This is a genomic window from Chryseobacterium sp. TQ-BC-N36 (assembly GCF_058382295.1).
The window spans coordinates 3,831,705-3,850,698 of record NZ_CM178175.1 but is presented as its reverse complement, the minus strand read 5'-3'; the positions used below and the strand labels follow the sequence as shown (position 1 = coordinate 3,850,698).

Sequence of the window (18,994 nt, the reverse complement as noted above, 5' to 3'; positions counted from 1 at the left end):
TCGATATCAATTTTTCAACTTCAAATTTGCTTCAAAATGTATTTTTTACTTTGAAAAAAGAAAAATACGTTAGATGCTTTCAAGAATTTTTATTCTCGCCTTATCATCCGTTTTTTTTGTCAACACAGCAAAAGCACAGGAAGTCCTCACATTGCAATCTGCACTGGAAACTGCTGTTCACAATTACGGAACCATCAAAGCCAAAGAATCTTACCGGCTGTCATCACAGGAATCGATAGAACTGGCAAAACGGCAATATTTGCCTAATCTTAACATCAGTCTGCAGCAGGATTACGGAACCGTCAACGGACAAAACGGTCCTTTGTATGGATTCGGAGGATATGGAGTCGCTTCATCCGGACTCCCGCTTCCGGATCAAAACTGGAATGCTTCTTTTGGAGCTTTATATTTAGCGAATATCAATTGGGAATTTTTCTCTTTCGGAAAAGCAAAACAAAGAGTAAAAGTCGCAGAATCCAAGAATCAGAGAGATACCCGGGACTTATCCGATGAAATCTTTCAGCATAAAGTCAAAGTTGCTGCCGCATACCTGAATGTTTTAGCGGCAAAAAAATTGAAGCAGTCTTATGCCCGCAATCTCGGAAGGACCGATACCATCAGAAGAATTGTTGAAGTAAAAGAAAGAAACGGTCTCGTTGCCGGGGTTGATCTATCCCTAGCAAAGGCAGATTATGCCAATGCTATGATTACGTATACCAAAGCAAAAGACAACGAACAGGAACAGGAAAATAAACTGGCTCAGCTGCTGGGAATCCCGGCACAGGAATTCGTTTTGGACAGTACCTTACTGAAAAGGATTCCGACCGATTTTCCCAATCAAAATATTTCTTCTTTGGAAAGCCATCCATTGCTGGCTTTATATAAAAGCAGAATCAACGTAAGCGAACAGGAAAAGCAATTTCTGAAAACACAGTACTATCCGTCATTTTCCATGGTGGGCATTTTTCAGACAAGAGGTTCCGGGTTTGGAAGCGGCTATGCTCAAAATCAAAGTGATTATTCCACCTCGTACTGGGACGGAATTCATCCTACAAGAAGCAATTACCTGTTGGGACTAGGCGTTTCATGGAATTTTACCCAGGCATACAGGTTGTCAAAGGAAATCAGTGCTCAGGATTATATAAGCCAGGGACTGAAACACGAATATGATCTTGCCGAGCAGCAATTAAAAGCCCAAATGGATTTATCTGAAAACAAATGGAAAAACGCCATAACGGTCTATGATCAGGTTCCCATTCAGCTTAAATCCGCAAATGACGCATACATCCAAAGGTCTGTTTTATATAAAAACGGACTGACTGATCTTGTGGATCTGTCTCAGGCCATTTATGCTTTGGTAAGAGCAGAAACCGACAGAGATATTGCCATCAGTAATGTATGGAATGCTTTATTATTGAAAGCAGCAGCACTCGGTGATTTCACTGTTTTTGAAAACGAACTGTAAGGTTAACATCAATTAAAATCAATAGTATTTCAATGAACTTAATAAGATTTGCATTAAGAAAACCCATTACGATTTTAGTGATCGTTGCCGGATTGTTTTTCTTCGGAATACGGTCTGTAAACTCCATTAAAGTCGACATTTTCCCCAAACTGGATCTACCGGTAATCTATGTTTCCCACCCTTTCAGCGGCTATACTCCGCAGCAGATGGAAGCATTTTTTGCCAAACAATACATCAATATTTTCCTTTTTGTAAATGGAATTAAAAGTATTGAAACCAAAAACATTCAGGGACTGACTTTAATGAAAATTAATTTCTATCCCGGAACCAACATGGCCCAGGCCGCAGCTGAGCTAAACTCATTCTCCACCAGGATTCAGGCGGCTTTCCCCCCGGGTTCCAACCCTCCTTTTATCATACGTTTTGATGCCTCCACACTTCCGGTCGGGCAGCTTGTTTTAAGCAGTGATAAAAGATCAAACAATGAACTGCTCGATCTTGCTAACGTATATGTCCGTTCTACATTTACTTCAATTCCGGGAATTGTTTCTTCACCCCCTTTTGGAGGAAATATCCGTACAGTTGTCATTAATGCCAATCCGGAATTACTTCGCCAGCATAATATGACACCGGATCAGCTTGTGGAAGCGTTGCGGCTGAACAACCAAACTGCACCTTCCGGAAATGTAAGAATAGGAGACAAATACTATATTACTCCTACCAACACGATGATTAAAAATGTAAAAGATTTCGAAAACATTCCTCTCTACAAAGGCAGTGTTCAGAATCTTTATTTAAAAGATGTTGCGACAGTAACAGATGGAGCAGATATGACCTCGGGTTATGCCTTGGTAAATGGCAGACGTTCAGTTTACCTGAGTATTGCCAAAAGCGCTGATGCTTCTACCTGGGACGTGGTTCAGAATCTTAAAAAACAATTGCCACAAATTCAGTCTAATCTTCCGGATGATGTGAAAGTAAGTTTTGAATTTGACCAATCCACTTATGTCATCAATTCCGTTAAAAGTTTATTGAGTGAGGGAACCATTGGAGCTGTTCTTACCGGATTGATGGTCATTTTATTCCTTGGGGATATCCGGGGGGCACTGATTGTGATTCTCACCATTCCCACATCCATCATTTCAGCGGTTTTATTTTTAAATCTTTTTGGGCAGACCATTAATATTATGACCTTGAGCGGACTTGCCCTCGCCATTGGAATTCTTGTCGATGAAAGTACCGTTACCATAGAAAACATTCACCAGCATCTGGATATGGGAAAACCAAAGTCCCTCGCAATTTGGGATGCGTGTAAAGAAATTGCCTTTCCCAAATTATTGATCTTATTCTGTATTCTTGCTGTTTTTGCACCTGCATTTACAATGGGAGGAATTCCCGGATCATTATTTCTACCTCTTGCCCTGGCGATTGGTTTCAGTATGATTGTTTCTTATTTTCTTGCCCAGACATTTGTTCCCATCATGGCCAACTGGATCATGAAAGTAAAGCATCATAAAGCAAAAGACGGCCATATTCTGACAGACTCTGAAGAGCTTCAGAAAGCAGAATTGAGTGATGAAAGTGATACTTGGAGTCAGAAAGAAATTCTATTGCAAAATGAAGACAGCAACCGCGATGGAAAAGTAAGTATGTTTGAAAAAATCAGGTTCCGTTACCTGAAGTTCTTAGACAGGATCATGCCCTACCGAAAAATATTGGTCTCAGCTTATATTATATTAATGATGGGAATGGTGGCTTTATTTTTAAACAGTATCGGACGGGATGTTTTACCTCAGGTGAACGGAAACCAGTTTCAGGTAAGAATGCGTATTCCTGATGGAACAAGGATTGAAAAAACTGAGCTGCAGACATTGAAACTACTGGATGGCATTAAGGAAATTGTCGGAAAAGATAATGTTTCTATCACCTCTGCGTATGTAGGGACCCATCCCACTCTTTTCTCGGTAAGCCCTATTTACCTATGGATGGCAGGTTCACATGAAACCGTTTTACAGGTTGGTTTAAATGAAGAGTATCATACCAATATGGATGACCTGAAAGATAAAATCCGAGAGAAGGCTAAAAGCATTAATCCTGATATGAAATTATCTTTCGAACCGATTGAATTGACAGAAAAAATTCTAAGCCAGGGATCCCCTACTCCCATTGAAGTAAGACTATCAGGAAGGGATAAAAGTGTCAATGAAGCGTATGCAAAGAAAATCGAGGCTGAGCTTAAAAAAATCCCCTATCTGAGAGACGTTCAGATCGGGCAGTCCATAAAATACCCGGCGTTGGATATAACCGTTGATCGTATTCGCGCAGCTCAGCTGGGAATCGATATGTCTGATATTTCCCGCTCACTGGTAGCTTCCACCTCATCATCCCGATTTACTGAAAAAAATATCTGGACAGATGAAAAAGCAGGTTACAGCTACAATGTTCAGGTTCAGATCCCTGAAAACAAAATGAACAGCAAAGAAGAGATTGCAGGGATTCCTTTACAGAAAAACTCCAACAGACCTAACCTGGGTGATGTTGCAACGATTAAAAACAGTTATACATATGGAGAAACTGATAATCTGGGCGCAATGCCAACCCTTACTGTGACAGCAAATCTTAATCACACTGACTTAGGGACAGCTTCGGGAGATGTGCAAAAAGTCATTGATAATATGGGAGAACTTCCAAGAGGGCTTAACATTCAGCTGATAGGCCTAAGCCAGACTTTACATGAAACCTTAAGCAGCCTACAAAGCAGCCTGATTATAGCCATTGTAGTCATTTTTCTAATGCTGGCAGCCAACTTCCAGTCCTTCAAGGTATCAGGAGTGGTTTTGGTAACAGCTCCGGCAGTCTTGGTTGGATCTCTTGCTTTATTGATCATCAGCGGATCAACACTTAATCTTCAATCTTATATGGGAATTATTATGTCCGTCGGAGTTTCAATATCCAATGCGGTTTTATTAATTACCAATGCAGAGCAATTAAGAAAACACAACGGAGATGCTCTCCTGTCTGCAAGAGAAGCCGCTGCCCTGAGACTAAGACCAATCGTAATGACAGCCTTGGCCATGGTGGTGGGAATGATCCCAATGGCATTAGGACTGGGAGAAGCCGGAGATCAGGTTTCACCGTTGGGCAGAGCTGTAATCGGCGGTTTGGTTGCCTCTACATTTGCTGCTCTTTTCATCCTTCCACTAGCCTTTGCATGGGGACAGGGAAAAGCAACAACGCAAAGCGTTTCTCTTGATCCTGAAGATGAAGAAAGCATTCACTTTATACCTGAAATTGTAAAATAAATTACCTTAAGCTATTAAAAATAAAATATGAACCCATTATATAAATATTTAATTCCGGCAATACTGATTTTCAGTCTTCACAGTTGTGGCCATGAGGAGAAAAAAGAAACTAAAAAATCTGCAGAACCTTCTTCACCAGATATTGAATCCGTACATCCTACACAAGCAGATTTTTCATCTTCAACGACAATTCCGGGAGAATTACAACCCTATCAGAAAGTGGATATCTATGCCAAGATAAGCAGCTTTGTTAAAAAACTGTATGTAGATGTAGGAAACGAGGTAAAAGCAGGTCAGTTGCTGGCGACCTTAGAAGCTCCCGAAATTAATTCTCAGCAAAGTGCTGCATCATCAGCTTTAAAATCAAAAGAAGCCCTGTATATTGCCAGCAAAGCAAAGTATGACCGTCTAAAAGAGACAAGCAGGACTCCAGGTACAATTTCAGCGCTGGATCTGGAACAGGCTTTAGCTGCCCAAAAATCAGATCTGGCACAGCTTGAAGCCGCACGGGCTTCATACCGTGAAGTTGCAGATGTTAAAAATTACCTACAGATAAGAGCTCCTTTCAGTGGAAATATTGCAATGAGAAATGTGAGTGCCGGAGCTTATGTAGGACCATCAGGAAAAGGTTCGGATCTGCCGATGTTCAGTCTTGTACAACAGGACAGACTGCGTTTGGTCGTAAATGTTCCGGAATCTTACACCGGGTTGTTAAACAGAAACGGAGAAATTAAATTTTCAATTCAGTCAATTCCCGGAGAAACATTCACAGCCAGGGTATCAAGATTTGCCGGAGCTCTCGATAACAAACTACGCTCCCAATGGATAGAGATGGACGTTTACAATAAAGAAAAAAGACTGCTTCCCGGAATGGTAGCCAATGTAATTCTCCCTTTAAATGAAAATAATAAATCGTTATCTGTTCCCTCTTCCGCCGTATTGAATTCAACCCTAGGAGTATTCGTCATCAGAGTAGATAAAAATAAAGCCCACTGGATACCGGTTACTTCGGGAATTGCTAATGGAGAAATGACAACAATCATTGGCCAGATATCTCCAAAAGATATAATTGTTAAGAATGCATCAGAAGAAATTCGTGATGGGCAGAATATTAGAGTTAAACTGCCAAAATAAGCTTATAATCATTGATTTATTAACAAAAATTATAATCCTTCCTTTTGGTATAAAAATTAAAAAAATACCGTTACTCAGGATAAAATGAAATGATTTTGTTAAAGAGTCTTAATAAAAAAAACCGCACACTGACCAAAAATAGGCTGTTGCGGTTTATTTTTCTTTAACATATGTAAATAATATGTTAAATAGTGTTAAAATAAGATCCTGATAATTATCATAACAGGGGTCTTTTGCTCGGAATCTCTACTTTTGTAATGCTTTTGAAAATAAATATTCCTTTTTAACACGGTTAATCAAATATATATGAAGAAAAGAGTTTTGTTTTATTTAGTTGCTATAGTTACTACAGTTTCAATGCAATCGTGTGCTACTAATTATGTGGTTTCAAAACCAGCAACTTACACAAAAGAATACAAAACAGATGCCAAACTAGCTTCTATAGATAACAAAAAAATGGAGCAGGATAAGCAGAGACTTATTGACTCTTTCCTTGCAGAAAAGGCAGCATCTATAGCCAATGCTAAAAAAGCAATTAAGAATTCTGAGATTGCCAAAGCAATCAAACATAATAAAACCATTGATGGTATCCTTGAAGAAGCTGAAACATACCTTGGAACTCCTTACAGATATGGAGGGACTACAAGAAACGGTATAGATTGTTCAGCTTTTGTTCTTTCTGTATTCGGAGCAGCAGCAGGTCTTAGCTTACCAAGAGTAGCCGCATCTCAGGCTCAGGAAGGAGAAAGAGTAGAAAGAGGAGAACTACAGAAGGGAGATCTTATTTTCTTTTCTCATGGAAGAAGAATTTCTCACGTAGGTATTGTAGAAAGTGTTTCTGAAGATGGTGAGATCAAATTTATCCACGCAGCAACATCAAAAGGAGTAATGATTTCTTCACTGAATGATTCTTATTGGGGACCTAAATTCAGATTTGCCAAAAGAGTAATCAACGAAGAAGGAGAAGCTTACAATAACTTAGCCGCTGTTACTCCAGCTACACCAGCAAATTTTTAATTTTATAAATAATTGATTTAAATAATGAAGCCATCAGAATTCCTGATGGCTTTTTTATGTGATATTTTACGATAAATGCAGACTAAAGCCAATGGAATATGCATTTAAAAGAAAACACGTGAAAACTCCGCTCCTATTGATTCAATATTATATTTGTATATCAACGCACCGAATAGCCATTAGTTCTCAACTGTTCTTATCAATTTCAATATCCAGTTTATACAAGAGTCCATAGATTTCGGAAAGCGAAAATTTAGCTTTTTTAAGCCTGTTTAAAGCCGGATCTATTGAATAGTTAACAGAAGTCCTGAAATCTGTTTTTTCAAGGTTTGTACCCTCGAAAACAGCACCCGACAGATCACAGTTACTGAAGACAGCACTTGATACATCACATTCAGTGAAATCCACTTCAATTAATTTAGAATCTTTGAAAACCGTTTTCTTAATGGATGTCTGGTAGAAAACGGAATTATTTAAAGCACTTCCTTCAAATCTGAAGGATAATCCAAACGCATTACAGTCACTGAACTGAAGCCCGAACATTTTACATTCTCTGAAAATCACCTCACGAAAAGCAGTTTTTACAATTTTTGCCATGCTGAGGTTACAGCCAATAAATTCACAATCTGTAAAGCTAAAGCCAGACAGGTCTGCATACTCAAAATTACAGTTACTGAACGTACAGTTTTCGTATTCACTTTTTTCTAAAGAATGCTGTGCAAAATCTTTGTTCTCGAAATTTTCGTCTGAGAAATAGAATTGTTTCATAAAAAATGTGTTGATGAAGTCGATTTAGAAAACGAATGATCAGCAGAACAATGATAAACTTCCATCATCCAGCTTCCAACCTCCCTCTTTTACACCAAACTATTCTTATCCGAATAATTAAGCTTAAAGAAGATAAAAGTCATCATCGAGAAAGCCAGTAAAGAACTTCCACCATAACTGAAATACGGAAGCGGGATTCCAACCGTAGGGAAAAGCCCCATAACCATCCCTAAATTGATCGAAAAGTGCATCAGCAGGATCGAGGCAAAGCAATAGCCGAATACCCGGTTAAATGTGGACTTCTGCTTCTCTGCCAGATAATATATCCTCCCGATATAAACCATATAGCATAAGATAAGAGTCGCACTTCCTAAAAAGCCCCACTCTTCTCCTACTGTGCAGAAAATATAATCCGTTTCCTGTTCCGGCACGAATTTACCCTGGGTAACTGATCCCTCACGGTATCCTTTTCCCCAAAGCCCTCCTGATCCGATGGCTGTTTTAGAATATAGCAGGTTATATCCAGAAGTATCTCTGAACGCCTTCTCACCCTTGTAAAGAACCTCAATTCTTTCTCTCTGGTGTTTAGGCAGCTTTTCTAAAATATAAGGAGACCCGAAAGCTAATCCGCATAGCAAAAGAACAGATCCGGCGATTCCTGAAATAGAAATCACATCCCAGGACATTCTATGATAATTCATAGCAATCAGAATACCGGCAATGACTAAAACCGCTACCGCTACGTAAACCGGAGGGATAGCCAATGAAATCAGAAAAACGCCTGCAAAAATAAATCCTATCCCAAACAAAAGTCCGCTTAGTCCCTCTCTGTATAAAGCAATAAAGAATGCGATAAATACAAGCATGGAACCTACATCCGGAATAGCGAGAACAACCGCTGCAGGAATTCCTATAATTGCAAGGGCCGTCCACAGAGACTTTTTATTTTTAAGATTAAAATCCGGACTTGAAACATAATTAGCCACCATTAACGCTGTTCCGATTTTGGCAAACTCAACAGGCTGCATGGTAAAACTACCAAACTTATACCAGTTCTTTTGTCCGAGGATTTCTTTTCCAAAGGGGAAAAGACCTACCAGCAGCAAAACACCCCCGATATAAATAATCCCCGCCATATTTTCAAAGAACTTACTTCTCCCTACAAATATAACAAGACCTACAAATAAAGAAATACAGAAGAAAACCAACTGTTTCTCTCCCAGTTTCTGGTCAACACTGTAGATATTTGCAATCGCAAAAATGCAAAGCAGGAAATACAGCCCAAGACCCAGTTTATCTATTCCTTCTGTCCATTTCATGGCTTCACCGTTTTTTTTGCAGTATTATTCTTTTTAGCTTCCTCGTCTATTTTCTTTTGCAGTTTTGCCTTTTGTTGTTTTACCAGCTCCAGGCTATCCTTAATCCTTTTTTGTTTAATGGAATCAGGTTTAGGATCTACATACAGTCCTTTACGTTTCAAATCTGCAATCCATTGCCTTTTATATTCAGGCATGAAACTGGAGGTGATCATTTTTTTATAAAGATTTTCTCTTTTCAAATCACCGGTAATATATTTTTCAGCAATCACTGTACAGGCCGGGCCTGCCCAGGTAGCACCAAACCCTGCGTGTTCCATCACTGCCACTACAACAATTTTAGGTTTTTCTGCAGGAGCAATCAGTACAAAAATTGAGTTATCTTTTCCTTGCGGCACCTGTGCAGTACCAGTTTTAGCCAACTGTGTAAAGTCATTGGATTTCAACCCCCGGGCCGTACCTCTCAAAACCACAGCCTCCATTCCTTTCAGAACAGGTTCAAAATGTTTAGGGTCAACCAAGGTTTTATGTTTTACTTTGAATCTTGGATCAGGATTAGGCTTTCCATCAATTGCTTTTACGATATGAGGAGTGTAATACCATCCTCGGTTAGCAATAGCTGCTACATAATTGGCCAACTGAATAGGAGTTACCAATACATCTCCCTGTCCCATTCCATTATAAATAGCACCGGTTGACATCTCATCCCAGTTTTTGAAATCGGTTCTCTGAGAACCGCTTGCTTTCATGATGGCTTTAAATCTTCTTTCGTAAAAATCTCCTGATGGGATTCTTCCCCTTGCTCCAACAGCAAAATCATTATTCAAAAACTCTCCGACTCCAAAACTGCTCATGATCTTTTTCCATTCATCAACACCTTTTGAAGGGTTTCCAGGGTATTTTTTGATAATCGCAATAAAAGCATAGGTAAAGAAGCAGTTACTTGAAACCTGAATAGAAGGAATCAACGGATCTGCTCCACCATGGCCTTTAATTCTTTTACCTTTATAGAAAAAACCTCCTCCACAGGGGAAAATAGTCTTTTCATCCATTACTCCCATCTGCATTGCCGCTAAGGCAGTCAACAGTTTAAAAGTTGATCCAGGAGGATATCCTGCCTGTAATGCACGGTCAAAAGTGGGTTTATTTTCGTAAAGCGTATCTTTTGACAGGGCATATAAATTTTTAGATTTATTGGGTCCGGTGAAAAGGTGCGGATCAATATCCGGCCCGGTGGCAGAAACCAATACTTCTCCGTTATTCGGATCCAAAGCTACAATTGCTCCGTGTTTGTTGACAAGCATTTCTTCAGCGGTTCTCTGAAGATCGTAATCAATCGTTAATGTAATATCTTTACCTGTAATAACATCCTTATCCAAGGCGCCATTCTTATAGGAACCAATATTTCGGAGCCTGATATCTTTCTGGATATATTTTACTCCTTTTATTCCGCGAAGTTCTTTTTCGTAAGATTTTTCAACACCTGTTTTTCCGATGAAATCACCAGGTAAATAATAAGTAGAATCTTTTTTAATATCTCTTTCGTTCACCTCACTGGTATATCCCAAAAGATTTCCGGATGTGGAAACTTCATACTGACGCTGAGGTCTTGATACAATGTTGAATGCGGGATACTTAAAAATAATCTCCTGTACCCTTGCAATATCCTCCCTGCTGAGATCTTTGATAAAAGTCATCGGGGTCAGCTTAGAATAATACTTCTCTTTTTTGATAACATTGATTCTATTGATAAAATCCTGTTTTGTAATTTTCATTAAGCTGCAAAAAGCAAGGGTATCAAAGTCAGGCTTCATCAAAGCCTGGGTAAACGAAATTTCATAGGCAGGCTGGTTACCTACCATGATTTTACCGTTTCTGTCAAAAATCACCCCACGCTGAGGAATGATATACTCTGTCTTAATGGAAGTATTGGCAGCATTCAAGGCATAACGGTCTGTGAACAGCTGCAAATAGGCAAGCCTCGCCACAAAAATAAGGGCGATGGTAACGAGAATGGAAAAAATTTTTAAATAACGTGTGTTCAAACTTTTTGTTTGATTTTAAATATTAATGCGTAGATGACTATAAAGATAAATGAAATTACACTTGTTACCAACACATTAAATAATATTTCAAAAAATCTGCTGAACTTAAAGAATTCAATATATTGAACTAAAAGCTGATGCAGAAAAATACTTGAAAATAAAAACAGTAAAAACTGTGCCCACTGAAGGGACTGAAAAGAGAAAAAGTCTGTAGATGTATCTGTGGACGTCCTGAAGATCAACGTTCTGAAATAAGCAATTAAAGTTGTTGCAAATGCATTGATTCCCCACGAATAAAGAAAACCATCAACAGATAATCCTATTAAAAAGCTCAATGCCAGGAACTGAAATTTATTTCTGAAAAATGGATAGAACATGACAAACACAGGATATAATACCGGAGTATATTTCCCGAAAAGTGTAATCCTGTTCAGTACAAAAATCTGTAATGCAACAAGAAAGATCATGATCAATATATCGGTAAATAAAGTTCTGCTAATCATTTTCTTTTTTTATTACAGCCTGCATAGTGTCCTGAATCTTCTGTACTTCTGCTTTCTTAAGATTCTTCACTACATACACTTTATTCAACGCTCCCATTTTTTCACTCAGCTCAACGGAAATATCCCAGAAGCCGGTTTTGTTATCTACAGAGTAACCTGCAATGGTACCAATGGTCACTCCTTTAGGGAAAATAGCAGACTTACCATCTGTCACTACCGTATCCCCTATTTTTAATGCAACATATTTCGGAATATCTGCCAGGTGCATCACCCTTGAGTTATCCCCGTTCCATGTTAAAGTACCAAAATACCCTGAATTTTTTAGTGCCGCATTAATTCTGATCTTATTGACACTCAATACGGACTGAACTAATGCATAACTGTCTGTAGAATTGATTACAATTCCCGCAATACCTCTCGGCGCCATGACTCCCATCTGAGGAAAGACTCCGTCTCTGCGGCCACGGTTGATTGTAAAATAGTTGTTTCTTCTGTTGATGCTGTTGAAGACAATCTCTCCATCAACAAAAGTATAGATCTGCCCACCACCAATGGTATCATGAACTCTTTTGAAGACAGGATTCTTAGTCCCGTCTTTTCCATAGAGATCAGTCATAAGGGCTTTATTCTGAGCCACAAGATCCTCATTGATCTGTTTTAGCTTCAGATAGGAAACTCCTTCATCAATATATCCGGACACCCAGGAATTGAATGCAGCCGTTTGGCCTGCAATCCAGGATCTCTGCATGGCATTTCTGGAGAATATCAAAACCAGAGCAATAATTTGCAGGAATATAAAGAAGACGAAAAGAGTATTCTTCGAAAATAATCTCAGCAAAAATCCCATTCAGATATACAGTCGTAAAAGTTAAAATTATTTAATTAAGAAATTGAACTTATCCATATTCTTAAGTGCAATACCTGTTCCGCGAACTACAGCTCTCAACGGATCTTCAGCAACGAATACCGGAAGACCTGTTTTTTTGTGAATTCTGTCCGCAAGACCTCTTAATAAAGCACCTCCTCCGGCAAGATAAATACCTGTTTTGTAAATATCAGCAGCTAATTCCGGTGGCGTAAGAGAAAGGGTTTCCATTACAGCATCTTCGATTCTGATGATCGATTTGTCTAATGCACGTGCAATCTCTTTGTATCCAACCATAATTTCTTTAGGCTTACCCGTGATAAGGTCTCTACCTTGTACCGGGATGTCCTCGATATCTACGTCAAGATCCTCTACAGCAGAACCTACTTCAATCTTGATTCTTTCTGCTGTTCTTTCTCCGATATAAAGGTTATGGTGAGTTCTTAAGTAATAAGCAATATCATTGGTAAACACGTCTCCGGCAATCTTTACAGATTTATCGCATACGATACCTCCCAGAGCTACCACAGCAATCTCAGTAGTACCTCCACCTATATCGATGATCATATTTCCTTCAGGTTTTTGTACGTCAATTCCTACCCCGATAGCAGCTGCCATTGGTTCATAGATCAATCTTACTTCTTTCGCGTTTACTTTCTGAGCAGAGTCTCTTACCGCTCTTTTTTCAACTTCAGTAATACCAGAAGGGATACAGATTACAATTCGTAATGCCGGCTGAATGAATTTACCTTTGATTCCGGGAATTTTTTTAATAAATTCCTTGATCATGTGCTCAGAAGCATGGAAATCAGCAATAACCCCGTCTTTCAAAGGACGGATGGTCTTGATATCCTCGTGAGTTTTACCCTGCATATGCTTGGCCTGCTCTCCTACGGCAATCGGCTTACCCGATGAACGTTCAATTGCAACAATTGAAGGTTGATCTATAACAATTTTATTATTATGGATGATTAGGGTATTAGCAGTTCCAAGGTCTATCGCAATTTCTTGCGTAAACATATCAAATAAACTCATATTTTTCTTCTGATTTTAAGTTTACAAAGATATAAATTTAACACTACTAAAGAAATTTCCCACCAACTTAATTTGGTTAAAATTTTATTAAAATTTATAATTCTTTATTAACTTTCAGTCTAGATATTTACAGACTTTGATTTCAACTAAAATTAATGGAGTGTTAAAAGGGTTAAAAAGCGAAATAGCAAAAGGGTAAAAGACTAAGAAGCACAACAATGAAGACAAAATAAAACTTGAAAACAGTAAAAACTTTTTATACAATATGCAATTTGCTGTTTTACAGTTTTTCCTTTTGCGGCATTCGCTTTTATAGTTTTTTACGATAATTATCATATACACTATCAGAGAATGATTAATTAAAAAAATCGTAAATTTGCGACTGCTTATGTTACAGTATTCCAACATCCATCAAACATCGAATTTTGCCGTGCTTTCCATAAGCTACGAGAAAGCCGATGTAGAAACGAGAGGAAAGTTTGCATTCTTTGATGAAAACATCAAAAACTTTGTTTCCAGAGTCCATCAGGAAGATCTTGGAGATGCATTTGTGGTTTCCACCTGTAACAGGACCGAAATCTACACCACTTCGCCCAATTATCTTTTGGTAGCTGAAGAGTATTGCAAAACCATTGGAGTACACCTTACGGATTTTCTTCAGTTTGCCAATATCCTTACCAAAGAGGAAGCGCTGATTCATCTTTTCAGGGTAGCAGCCGGACTTGAGAGTCAGATTATCGGGGATTTTGAAATCATCGGGCAGATCAAAAAAGCATACAGCCGTTTCAAAAAAGAGAGACAAAACTCTAATCCTTATCTGGAAAGAGCCATCAATGCTGCTATTCAGATTTCAAAAAGAATAAAAAACGAAACCGGCATTTCCAATGGAGCAGCATCTGTTTCTTATGCAGCGGTTCATTATATTTTAAACAGCCAGAAAAGAATTGCAGAAAAAAACATTCTTCTTTTGGGAGTGGGTGAAATCGGGCAGAATACGGTTGAAAATCTGGTAAAGCATGTTTATCAGCCAAAAATTAAAATTGCCAACAGAACTCAGGAGAAAGCTGAAAAGATTTCCCAAAAGTATAATATTCCTCACGTTGATTATTCTGATTTTGACCAGGAACTTAGAAACACTGATATTCTGATTGTTGCAACAGGCGCCAAGCATCCTATTGTCAACCAGTCACATTTCCCGAATGGCAAAGAAACACTGGTAATTGACCTTTCCATTCCGCATAATGTTGAAAAAAATGTTACCGAAAATAAAAATGTAACACTGATTGATGTAGATGAACTTTCAAAACAGATCCAGGAAACGATTCAACAGCGCGAAAAAGAAATTCCGAAAGCTGAAAAAATCATCAAGGAACTGATGAAAGATTTTATCGAATGGGAAAAAAAGAGAAAGCTGGCTCCCAATATCCATCATTTCAAAGCGGTTTTAAAAAATATGGAACGTAATGAAATGCATAATTTTTACAAAAAAAACAAATACATCAACATCACGGACATGGAACTTTCTGACAAAATGATTCAGAAAATCACCAACCGTTTTGCAAAATATATCATTGATAATCCTTTAAAAGCCGAAGAAATTAGTAAATTAATGCACGAAATATTAGTTGAACAACCAAACAACGAATTCAATGAAAAGCATTAGAATCGGAACGAGAAATTCCGCACTTGCACTTTGGCAGGCTAGAGAGGTTGCGAGGCACCTTCAGAACAACAATTATTTAACGGAGATTGTTCCTATCGTTTCTTCTGGCGATAAGAATCTTAATCAGCCTTTATATTCTTTAGGAATTACCGGGGTTTTCACAAGAGATCTTGATATTGCCCTATTGAATGACGAAATTGATATTGCCGTACATTCTTTAAAAGATGTTCCTACGCAATTGCCTCAGCATATTGAAATGATCGCTTATCTGGAAAGAGATTATCCGCAGGATATCCTGATCAGAAAAGAATCTTCAAGAAATAAAGAGTTTCATGAACTTAAACTGGCAACCAGCAGTTTGAGAAGAAGGGCTTTCTGGCTGAGAAATTATCCTACTGCTGAGTTTTCAGATATCCGTGGAAACATTCAGACCAGACTTCAAAAACTGGAAGACGGAGATTTCGATGCAACGATACTGTCTTTGGCCGGAATCAAAAGAATGAAAATGGAAATTGATTATGAAATGCTTCCATTAATGATTTCTGCTCCATCACAAGGGGTAATTTCCGTAGCCGGACATACTGATAAACCTGAGATCAACGAAATTGTACGTCAGATCAATCATAAGCAGACCCAGGTGTGTGTAGAAATTGAAAGAAACTTCCTGAGCACTTTAGAAGGAGGCTGTACTGCACCTATCGGAGCTTTTGCAGAAATCATTGGCGATCAGATCCGATTCAAAGCTGCACTTTGCTCTTTGGATGGAAAAAACTGTATTGCTGTGGATGAGAACTTTGTCTATACTCCAGCAGAAAATTTCGGAGAAAAATTTGCAAAAGCAGTTCTTGAAAACGGAGGAAAAGAATTAATGGCAGAAATCAAAAGCCAGATCTGATATTTCAGATTGTACATTCTTCAACTGTTCTTTTTCATCTTCTTAATTTTACAGACATGAAAATCTTATTTACCAAAAATATAGACCCATCTATTATATCCAAAGAATTAGGAGAGGATATTTCAGTAGACTGTGTTGAGGTAATTAAGACCAATCCTATAATGGTCACCCCTTTCGATCTGAAAAACTATTCTCTGATTTTCACCAGTGTCAACGGAGTGATGTCTTTTTTTAAAAATGGTTTTAAGCCCAATGAGGATTTTACTGCAAAAAACTACAATAAGATCTATTGTGTAGGCGAAAAGACAAAAAGAGAGTTAAGAAAACATGGCTTTGGTACATTTAAAGTACTGAAAAATGCTGAGACACTTTCCAGGTTTATTATTGGAAAATGCCAGCATGAACAGTTTCTTCATTTCTGCGGCAATCTTGCCATCAACGTTCTGGACAAGGATCTTCCACTGCAAAATATTAAATACAAAAAAGTTACGGTTTACAATACTCAGGAACTGAATCCTATAATAACTGAAAAATATCATGCTGCGGTATTTTTTAGTCCGAGCGGAGTTCGTAGTTTTGCAAAGCGAAATTCTCTGGAAGGCTTAACGTTATTTTCAATAGGGGAAACTACTTCCGTAGAGTTGAGAAATTATACGCAAGACAGAATCTATACTTCTGAAGGCAATACTCTGATATCAGTTTTTGAATTGATCAGAAAAGAAATACGAAGTAGAATTTAGATTTTTTTTGCGGTAATTATTAGTTAAAAGATTATGATAAAAAACGACCTATATTTAAAAGCACTTCGCGGAGAAACCGTTGAAAGACCTCCTGTCTGGATGATGAGGCAGGCTGGAAGATATCTGCCGGAATTCATTGCTTTAAGAGACCAATATGATTTCTTTACCAGATGCCAGACTCCTGAGCTTGCGGCTGAGATCACTTTACAGCCTATCCGCAGATTTCCTTTGGATGCAGCAATTCTGTTTTCCGATATTCTGGTAGTTCCACAGGCAATGGGTATTGATTTCAAAATGAAAGAATCTGTTGGTCCTTGGTTAGATACTCCTATCAGAACAATGGAACAGGTTCAGAACATTGAAACTCCGGATGTGAATGATACCTTAGGTTACGTTTTTGATGCTATTGAACTTACACTTCAGAAATTGGACAATCAGATTCCACTGATCGGTTTTGCCGGTTCACCATGGACCATTCTTTGTTATTGCGTGGAAGGAAAAGGAAGCAAAGCATTTGATATTGCAAAATCTTTCTGTTTCCAGCAGCCTGAAGCAGCTCACCTTTTATTGCAAAAGATTACAGATACTACCATTGCTTATTTAAAGAGAAAAGTAGAAAAAGGAGTTTCTGCTGTACAGATTTTCGATTCATGGGGTGGAATGCTTTCTCCTACAGATTATCAGGAGTTCTCATGGCAGTACATCAATCAGATCGTTGAAGCATTAAGTCCGCTTACCCATGTGGTAGTATTTGGAAAAGGATGCTGGTTTGCTCTGGAAGACATGACGATGTCAAAGGCTTCTGCTCTTGGTGTGGACTGGACCATTAAACCGGAATTCGCAAGAACACTGACCAACCATACAATGACGTTACAGGGGAACTTTGACCCTGCAAGACTTCATTCAACACCTGAAACCATTAAGAAAATGGTCAACGAGATGATCAACCGCTTTGGAAAAGACAGATATATTGCCAACCTTGGACATGGCATCTTACCTAATGTACCGGTAGAAAATGCTGAGGCATTTATCAGAGCAGTTGTTGACTGGAAACCCAATTTATAAGATTACTTCTTTTAAAATAGATAAAACCTTATAGAGCATTCTATAAGGTTTTATATTGTAAGCCTATTTTTTGATAATTTTCTTCTTCAGAACTTCATTCTTATTATCCGTAATCACAACAATATAAGTTCCCTTAGGAATATCTGACACGTCATACGAATCAGATTCCTTATCAAACGTTTTTATGCGTTTTCCAGACATATCCATAACATTGATCATTTTAACCTTATTTTGGGCAGCCATTTTAATATGAATATTATCCCTTACCGGATTTGGATATATATTTATATGATCAGCATATGAAACTTCCCCCGTTGCCAAAGCTCCACTTGTGATCATTACATTATCTACTACAACGCCGTAGGAATAATCCCCTGCGTCGTCATAAACAAATCTAAGCTTAAAAGCAGCATTAGCGTATGGAGTCAAATCTATATTGGCCGCTGTATCGTAAGCTGTTACCACATATGAAAAGGTATTAAAATCAAGATCCCAGACACCTGCATCGCCTGAAAAGGTAAAAACCTGAACCCACGAAGTTCCGTTAAAAACTTCAACTTTTAAAGTAGAGTCCAGATCATAAATCATATTGGCATAATTAAACGAAAGTTTTGGATTTGCAACTCCGTTAAGGTTAATCACCGGAGAAACCAATCTTGCATTTGCGTTAATTGCAGTTGGGCCAGCATCATCATCGTCAAAAAAAGCTGCACCATCAGGAAAGCTGGCAAAGCCATTCTGAGTACCCACATCCCAGTTATAAGATGTATCCGGATTTTCTACCGTCCATCCGGCTGGTAAAGAATTACTATTGAAACTTTCAGAGAAAACCTGTGCATCACATATTCCCCAGGTGGATAAAAATAAAATAAATAGTTTTTTCATAATAAAAATATTTGATGTTTATATAAAATTAACAAATTATACCTTACAAAACATAATCATACACAAAATCAATACATTACTATTCATTGTAAAAAGAAACAGAATTTTTATCTATTATTTATACCTTTATGTCTAACCTTTAAATCACATCGCATGAAAAAACTAAACAAACAAAAAATGAAAAAAATTATGGCAGGAGGAGATATCTGCCTTGAATGTGCTGAAGGATACCATCAGGTAATTATTGACGGGCGCTGTTCATGCGTTCCGGACTAATAAAAAAAGCAGCCCAACCG

General features: G+C 38.2%; 16 protein-coding genes. 9 read left to right on the top strand and 7 right to left on the bottom strand.

Annotated features, from left to right (window positions below; all coding sequences use genetic code 11):
- The first annotated feature begins 73 nt into the window (after positions 1–73).
- The 4 genes from AC3FI7_RS17290 (at position 74) to AC3FI7_RS17275 (ending at position 6,918) form a co-directional block, all read left to right on the top strand.
- Positions 74–1,465, top strand: a complete 1,392-nt coding sequence (locus AC3FI7_RS17290; protein WP_491460585.1) for a TolC family protein — start codon at positions 74–76, stop codon at positions 1,463–1,465.
- Between the two features lie 32 nt (positions 1,466–1,497).
- Positions 1,498–4,767: an efflux RND transporter permease subunit gene (locus AC3FI7_RS17285; protein WP_491460584.1), complete on the top strand. Its 3,270-nt coding sequence runs from the start codon at positions 1,498–1,500 to the stop codon at positions 4,765–4,767.
- 27 nt (positions 4,768–4,794) lie between these two features.
- Positions 4,795–5,901: an efflux RND transporter periplasmic adaptor subunit gene (locus tag AC3FI7_RS17280; RefSeq protein WP_491460583.1), complete on the top strand. Its 1,107-nt coding sequence runs from the start codon at positions 4,795–4,797 to the stop codon at positions 5,899–5,901.
- A 306-nt stretch (positions 5,902–6,207) separates the two neighbouring features.
- On the top strand, positions 6,208–6,918 hold the full coding sequence (locus AC3FI7_RS17275; RefSeq protein WP_142723403.1) for a C40 family peptidase: 711 nt from the start codon (positions 6,208–6,210) through the stop codon (positions 6,916–6,918).
- Between the two features lie 186 nt (positions 6,919–7,104).
- On the opposite strand, the gene AC3FI7_RS17270 is transcribed toward AC3FI7_RS17275, so the two are convergent.
- The 6 genes from AC3FI7_RS17270 to AC3FI7_RS17245 form a co-directional block, all read right to left on the bottom strand.
- Positions 7,105–7,686: a pentapeptide repeat-containing protein gene (locus AC3FI7_RS17270; protein ID WP_142723404.1), complete on the bottom strand. Its 582-nt coding sequence runs from the start codon at positions 7,684–7,686 to the stop codon at positions 7,105–7,107.
- Between the two features lie 89 nt (positions 7,687–7,775).
- Positions 7,776–9,005 (bottom strand): rod shape-determining protein RodA, encoded by a 1,230-nt coding sequence (gene rodA, locus AC3FI7_RS17265; protein WP_343660397.1) that lies wholly within the window; start codon positions 9,003–9,005, stop codon positions 7,776–7,778.
- Positions 9,002–11,047, bottom strand: a complete 2,046-nt coding sequence (locus AC3FI7_RS17260; RefSeq protein ID WP_142723406.1) for a peptidoglycan D,D-transpeptidase FtsI family protein — start codon at positions 11,045–11,047, stop codon at positions 9,002–9,004. Before AC3FI7_RS17260 ends, rodA begins: the two co-directional genes overlap by 4 nt.
- Positions 11,044–11,550, bottom strand: coding sequence for a rod shape-determining protein MreD (locus AC3FI7_RS17255; RefSeq protein ID WP_142723407.1), 507 nt, complete (start codon positions 11,548–11,550; stop codon positions 11,044–11,046). The genes AC3FI7_RS17260 and AC3FI7_RS17255 overlap by 4 nt, the downstream gene beginning before the upstream one ends.
- Positions 11,543–12,397, bottom strand: coding sequence for a rod shape-determining protein MreC (mreC, locus tag AC3FI7_RS17250; protein ID WP_142723408.1), 855 nt, complete (start codon positions 12,395–12,397; stop codon positions 11,543–11,545). The genes AC3FI7_RS17255 and mreC overlap by 8 nt, the downstream gene beginning before the upstream one ends.
- Before the next feature lie 27 nt (positions 12,398–12,424).
- Entirely contained in the window at positions 12,425–13,450 is a 1,026-nt protein-coding gene (locus AC3FI7_RS17245) for a rod shape-determining protein (RefSeq protein ID WP_002982450.1), read from the bottom strand.
- A 388-nt stretch (positions 13,451–13,838) separates the two neighbouring features.
- On the opposite strand from AC3FI7_RS17245, the gene hemA reads away from it, so the two are divergent.
- The 4 genes from hemA to hemE are packed head-to-tail and all read left to right on the top strand — an operon-like array spanning position 13,839 to position 17,813.
- Positions 13,839–15,113: a glutamyl-tRNA reductase gene (gene hemA / locus AC3FI7_RS17240; RefSeq protein WP_142723409.1), complete on the top strand. Its 1,275-nt coding sequence runs from the start codon at positions 13,839–13,841 to the stop codon at positions 15,111–15,113.
- Positions 15,100–16,008, top strand: a complete 909-nt coding sequence (hemC, locus tag AC3FI7_RS17235; RefSeq protein WP_343660400.1) for a hydroxymethylbilane synthase — start codon at positions 15,100–15,102, stop codon at positions 16,006–16,008. The genes hemA and hemC overlap by 14 nt, the downstream gene beginning before the upstream one ends.
- 56 nt (positions 16,009–16,064) lie before the next feature.
- The gene (locus tag AC3FI7_RS17230) at positions 16,065–16,748 is read left to right on the top strand and encodes a uroporphyrinogen-III synthase (protein ID WP_491460582.1); all 684 of its coding nucleotides are present in this window, start codon (positions 16,065–16,067) and stop codon (positions 16,746–16,748) included.
- Between the two features lie 33 nt (positions 16,749–16,781).
- Entirely contained in the window at positions 16,782–17,813 is a 1,032-nt protein-coding gene (gene hemE, locus AC3FI7_RS17225; RefSeq protein WP_291901275.1) for a uroporphyrinogen decarboxylase, read from the top strand.
- 63 nt (positions 17,814–17,876) lie between these two features.
- Here the strand turns inward: hemE and AC3FI7_RS17220 are convergent, their stop codons facing one another.
- Positions 17,877–18,698: a T9SS type A sorting domain-containing protein gene (locus AC3FI7_RS17220; protein ID WP_491460581.1), complete on the bottom strand. Its 822-nt coding sequence runs from the start codon at positions 18,696–18,698 to the stop codon at positions 17,877–17,879.
- Between the two features lie 153 nt (positions 18,699–18,851).
- On the opposite strand from AC3FI7_RS17220, the gene AC3FI7_RS17215 reads away from it, so the two are divergent.
- On the top strand, positions 18,852–18,974 hold the full coding sequence (locus AC3FI7_RS17215; protein ID WP_291901270.1) for a GNAT family acetyltransferase: 123 nt from the start codon (positions 18,852–18,854) through the stop codon (positions 18,972–18,974).
- Positions 18,975–18,994 lie beyond the last annotated feature (20 nt).

Coding starts and splice junctions, on each gene's coding strand:
- AC3FI7_RS17290 (WP_491460585.1), top strand. CDS start 74: ATGCTTTCAAGAATTTTTATTCTCGCCTTATCATCCGTTTTTTTTGTC.
- AC3FI7_RS17285 (WP_491460584.1), top strand. CDS start 1,498: ATGAACTTAATAAGATTTGCATTAAGAAAACCCATTACGATTTTAGTG.
- AC3FI7_RS17280 (WP_491460583.1), top strand. CDS start 4,795: ATGAACCCATTATATAAATATTTAATTCCGGCAATACTGATTTTCAGT.
- AC3FI7_RS17275 (WP_142723403.1), top strand. CDS start 6,208: ATGAAGAAAAGAGTTTTGTTTTATTTAGTTGCTATAGTTACTACAGTT.
- AC3FI7_RS17270 (WP_142723404.1), bottom strand. CDS start 7,686: ATGAAACAATTCTATTTCTCAGACGAAAATTTCGAGAACAAAGATTTT.
- rodA (WP_343660397.1), bottom strand. CDS start 9,005: ATGAAATGGACAGAAGGAATAGATAAACTGGGTCTTGGGCTGTATTTC.
- AC3FI7_RS17255 (WP_142723407.1), bottom strand. CDS start 11,550: ATGATTAGCAGAACTTTATTTACCGATATATTGATCATGATCTTTCTT.
- mreC (WP_142723408.1), bottom strand. CDS start 12,397: ATGGGATTTTTGCTGAGATTATTTTCGAAGAATACTCTTTTCGTCTTC.
- AC3FI7_RS17245 (WP_002982450.1), bottom strand. CDS start 13,450: ATGAGTTTATTTGATATGTTTACGCAAGAAATTGCGATAGACCTTGGA.
- hemA (WP_142723409.1), top strand. CDS start 13,839: ATGTTACAGTATTCCAACATCCATCAAACATCGAATTTTGCCGTGCTT.
- hemC (WP_343660400.1), top strand. CDS start 15,100: ATGAAAAGCATTAGAATCGGAACGAGAAATTCCGCACTTGCACTTTGG.
- AC3FI7_RS17230 (WP_491460582.1), top strand. CDS start 16,065: ATGAAAATCTTATTTACCAAAAATATAGACCCATCTATTATATCCAAA.
- hemE (WP_291901275.1), top strand. CDS start 16,782: ATGATAAAAAACGACCTATATTTAAAAGCACTTCGCGGAGAAACCGTT.
- AC3FI7_RS17220 (WP_491460581.1), bottom strand. CDS start 18,698: ATGAAAAAACTATTTATTTTATTTTTATCCACCTGGGGAATATGTGAT.
- AC3FI7_RS17215 (WP_291901270.1), top strand. CDS start 18,852: ATGAAAAAACTAAACAAACAAAAAATGAAAAAAATTATGGCAGGAGGA.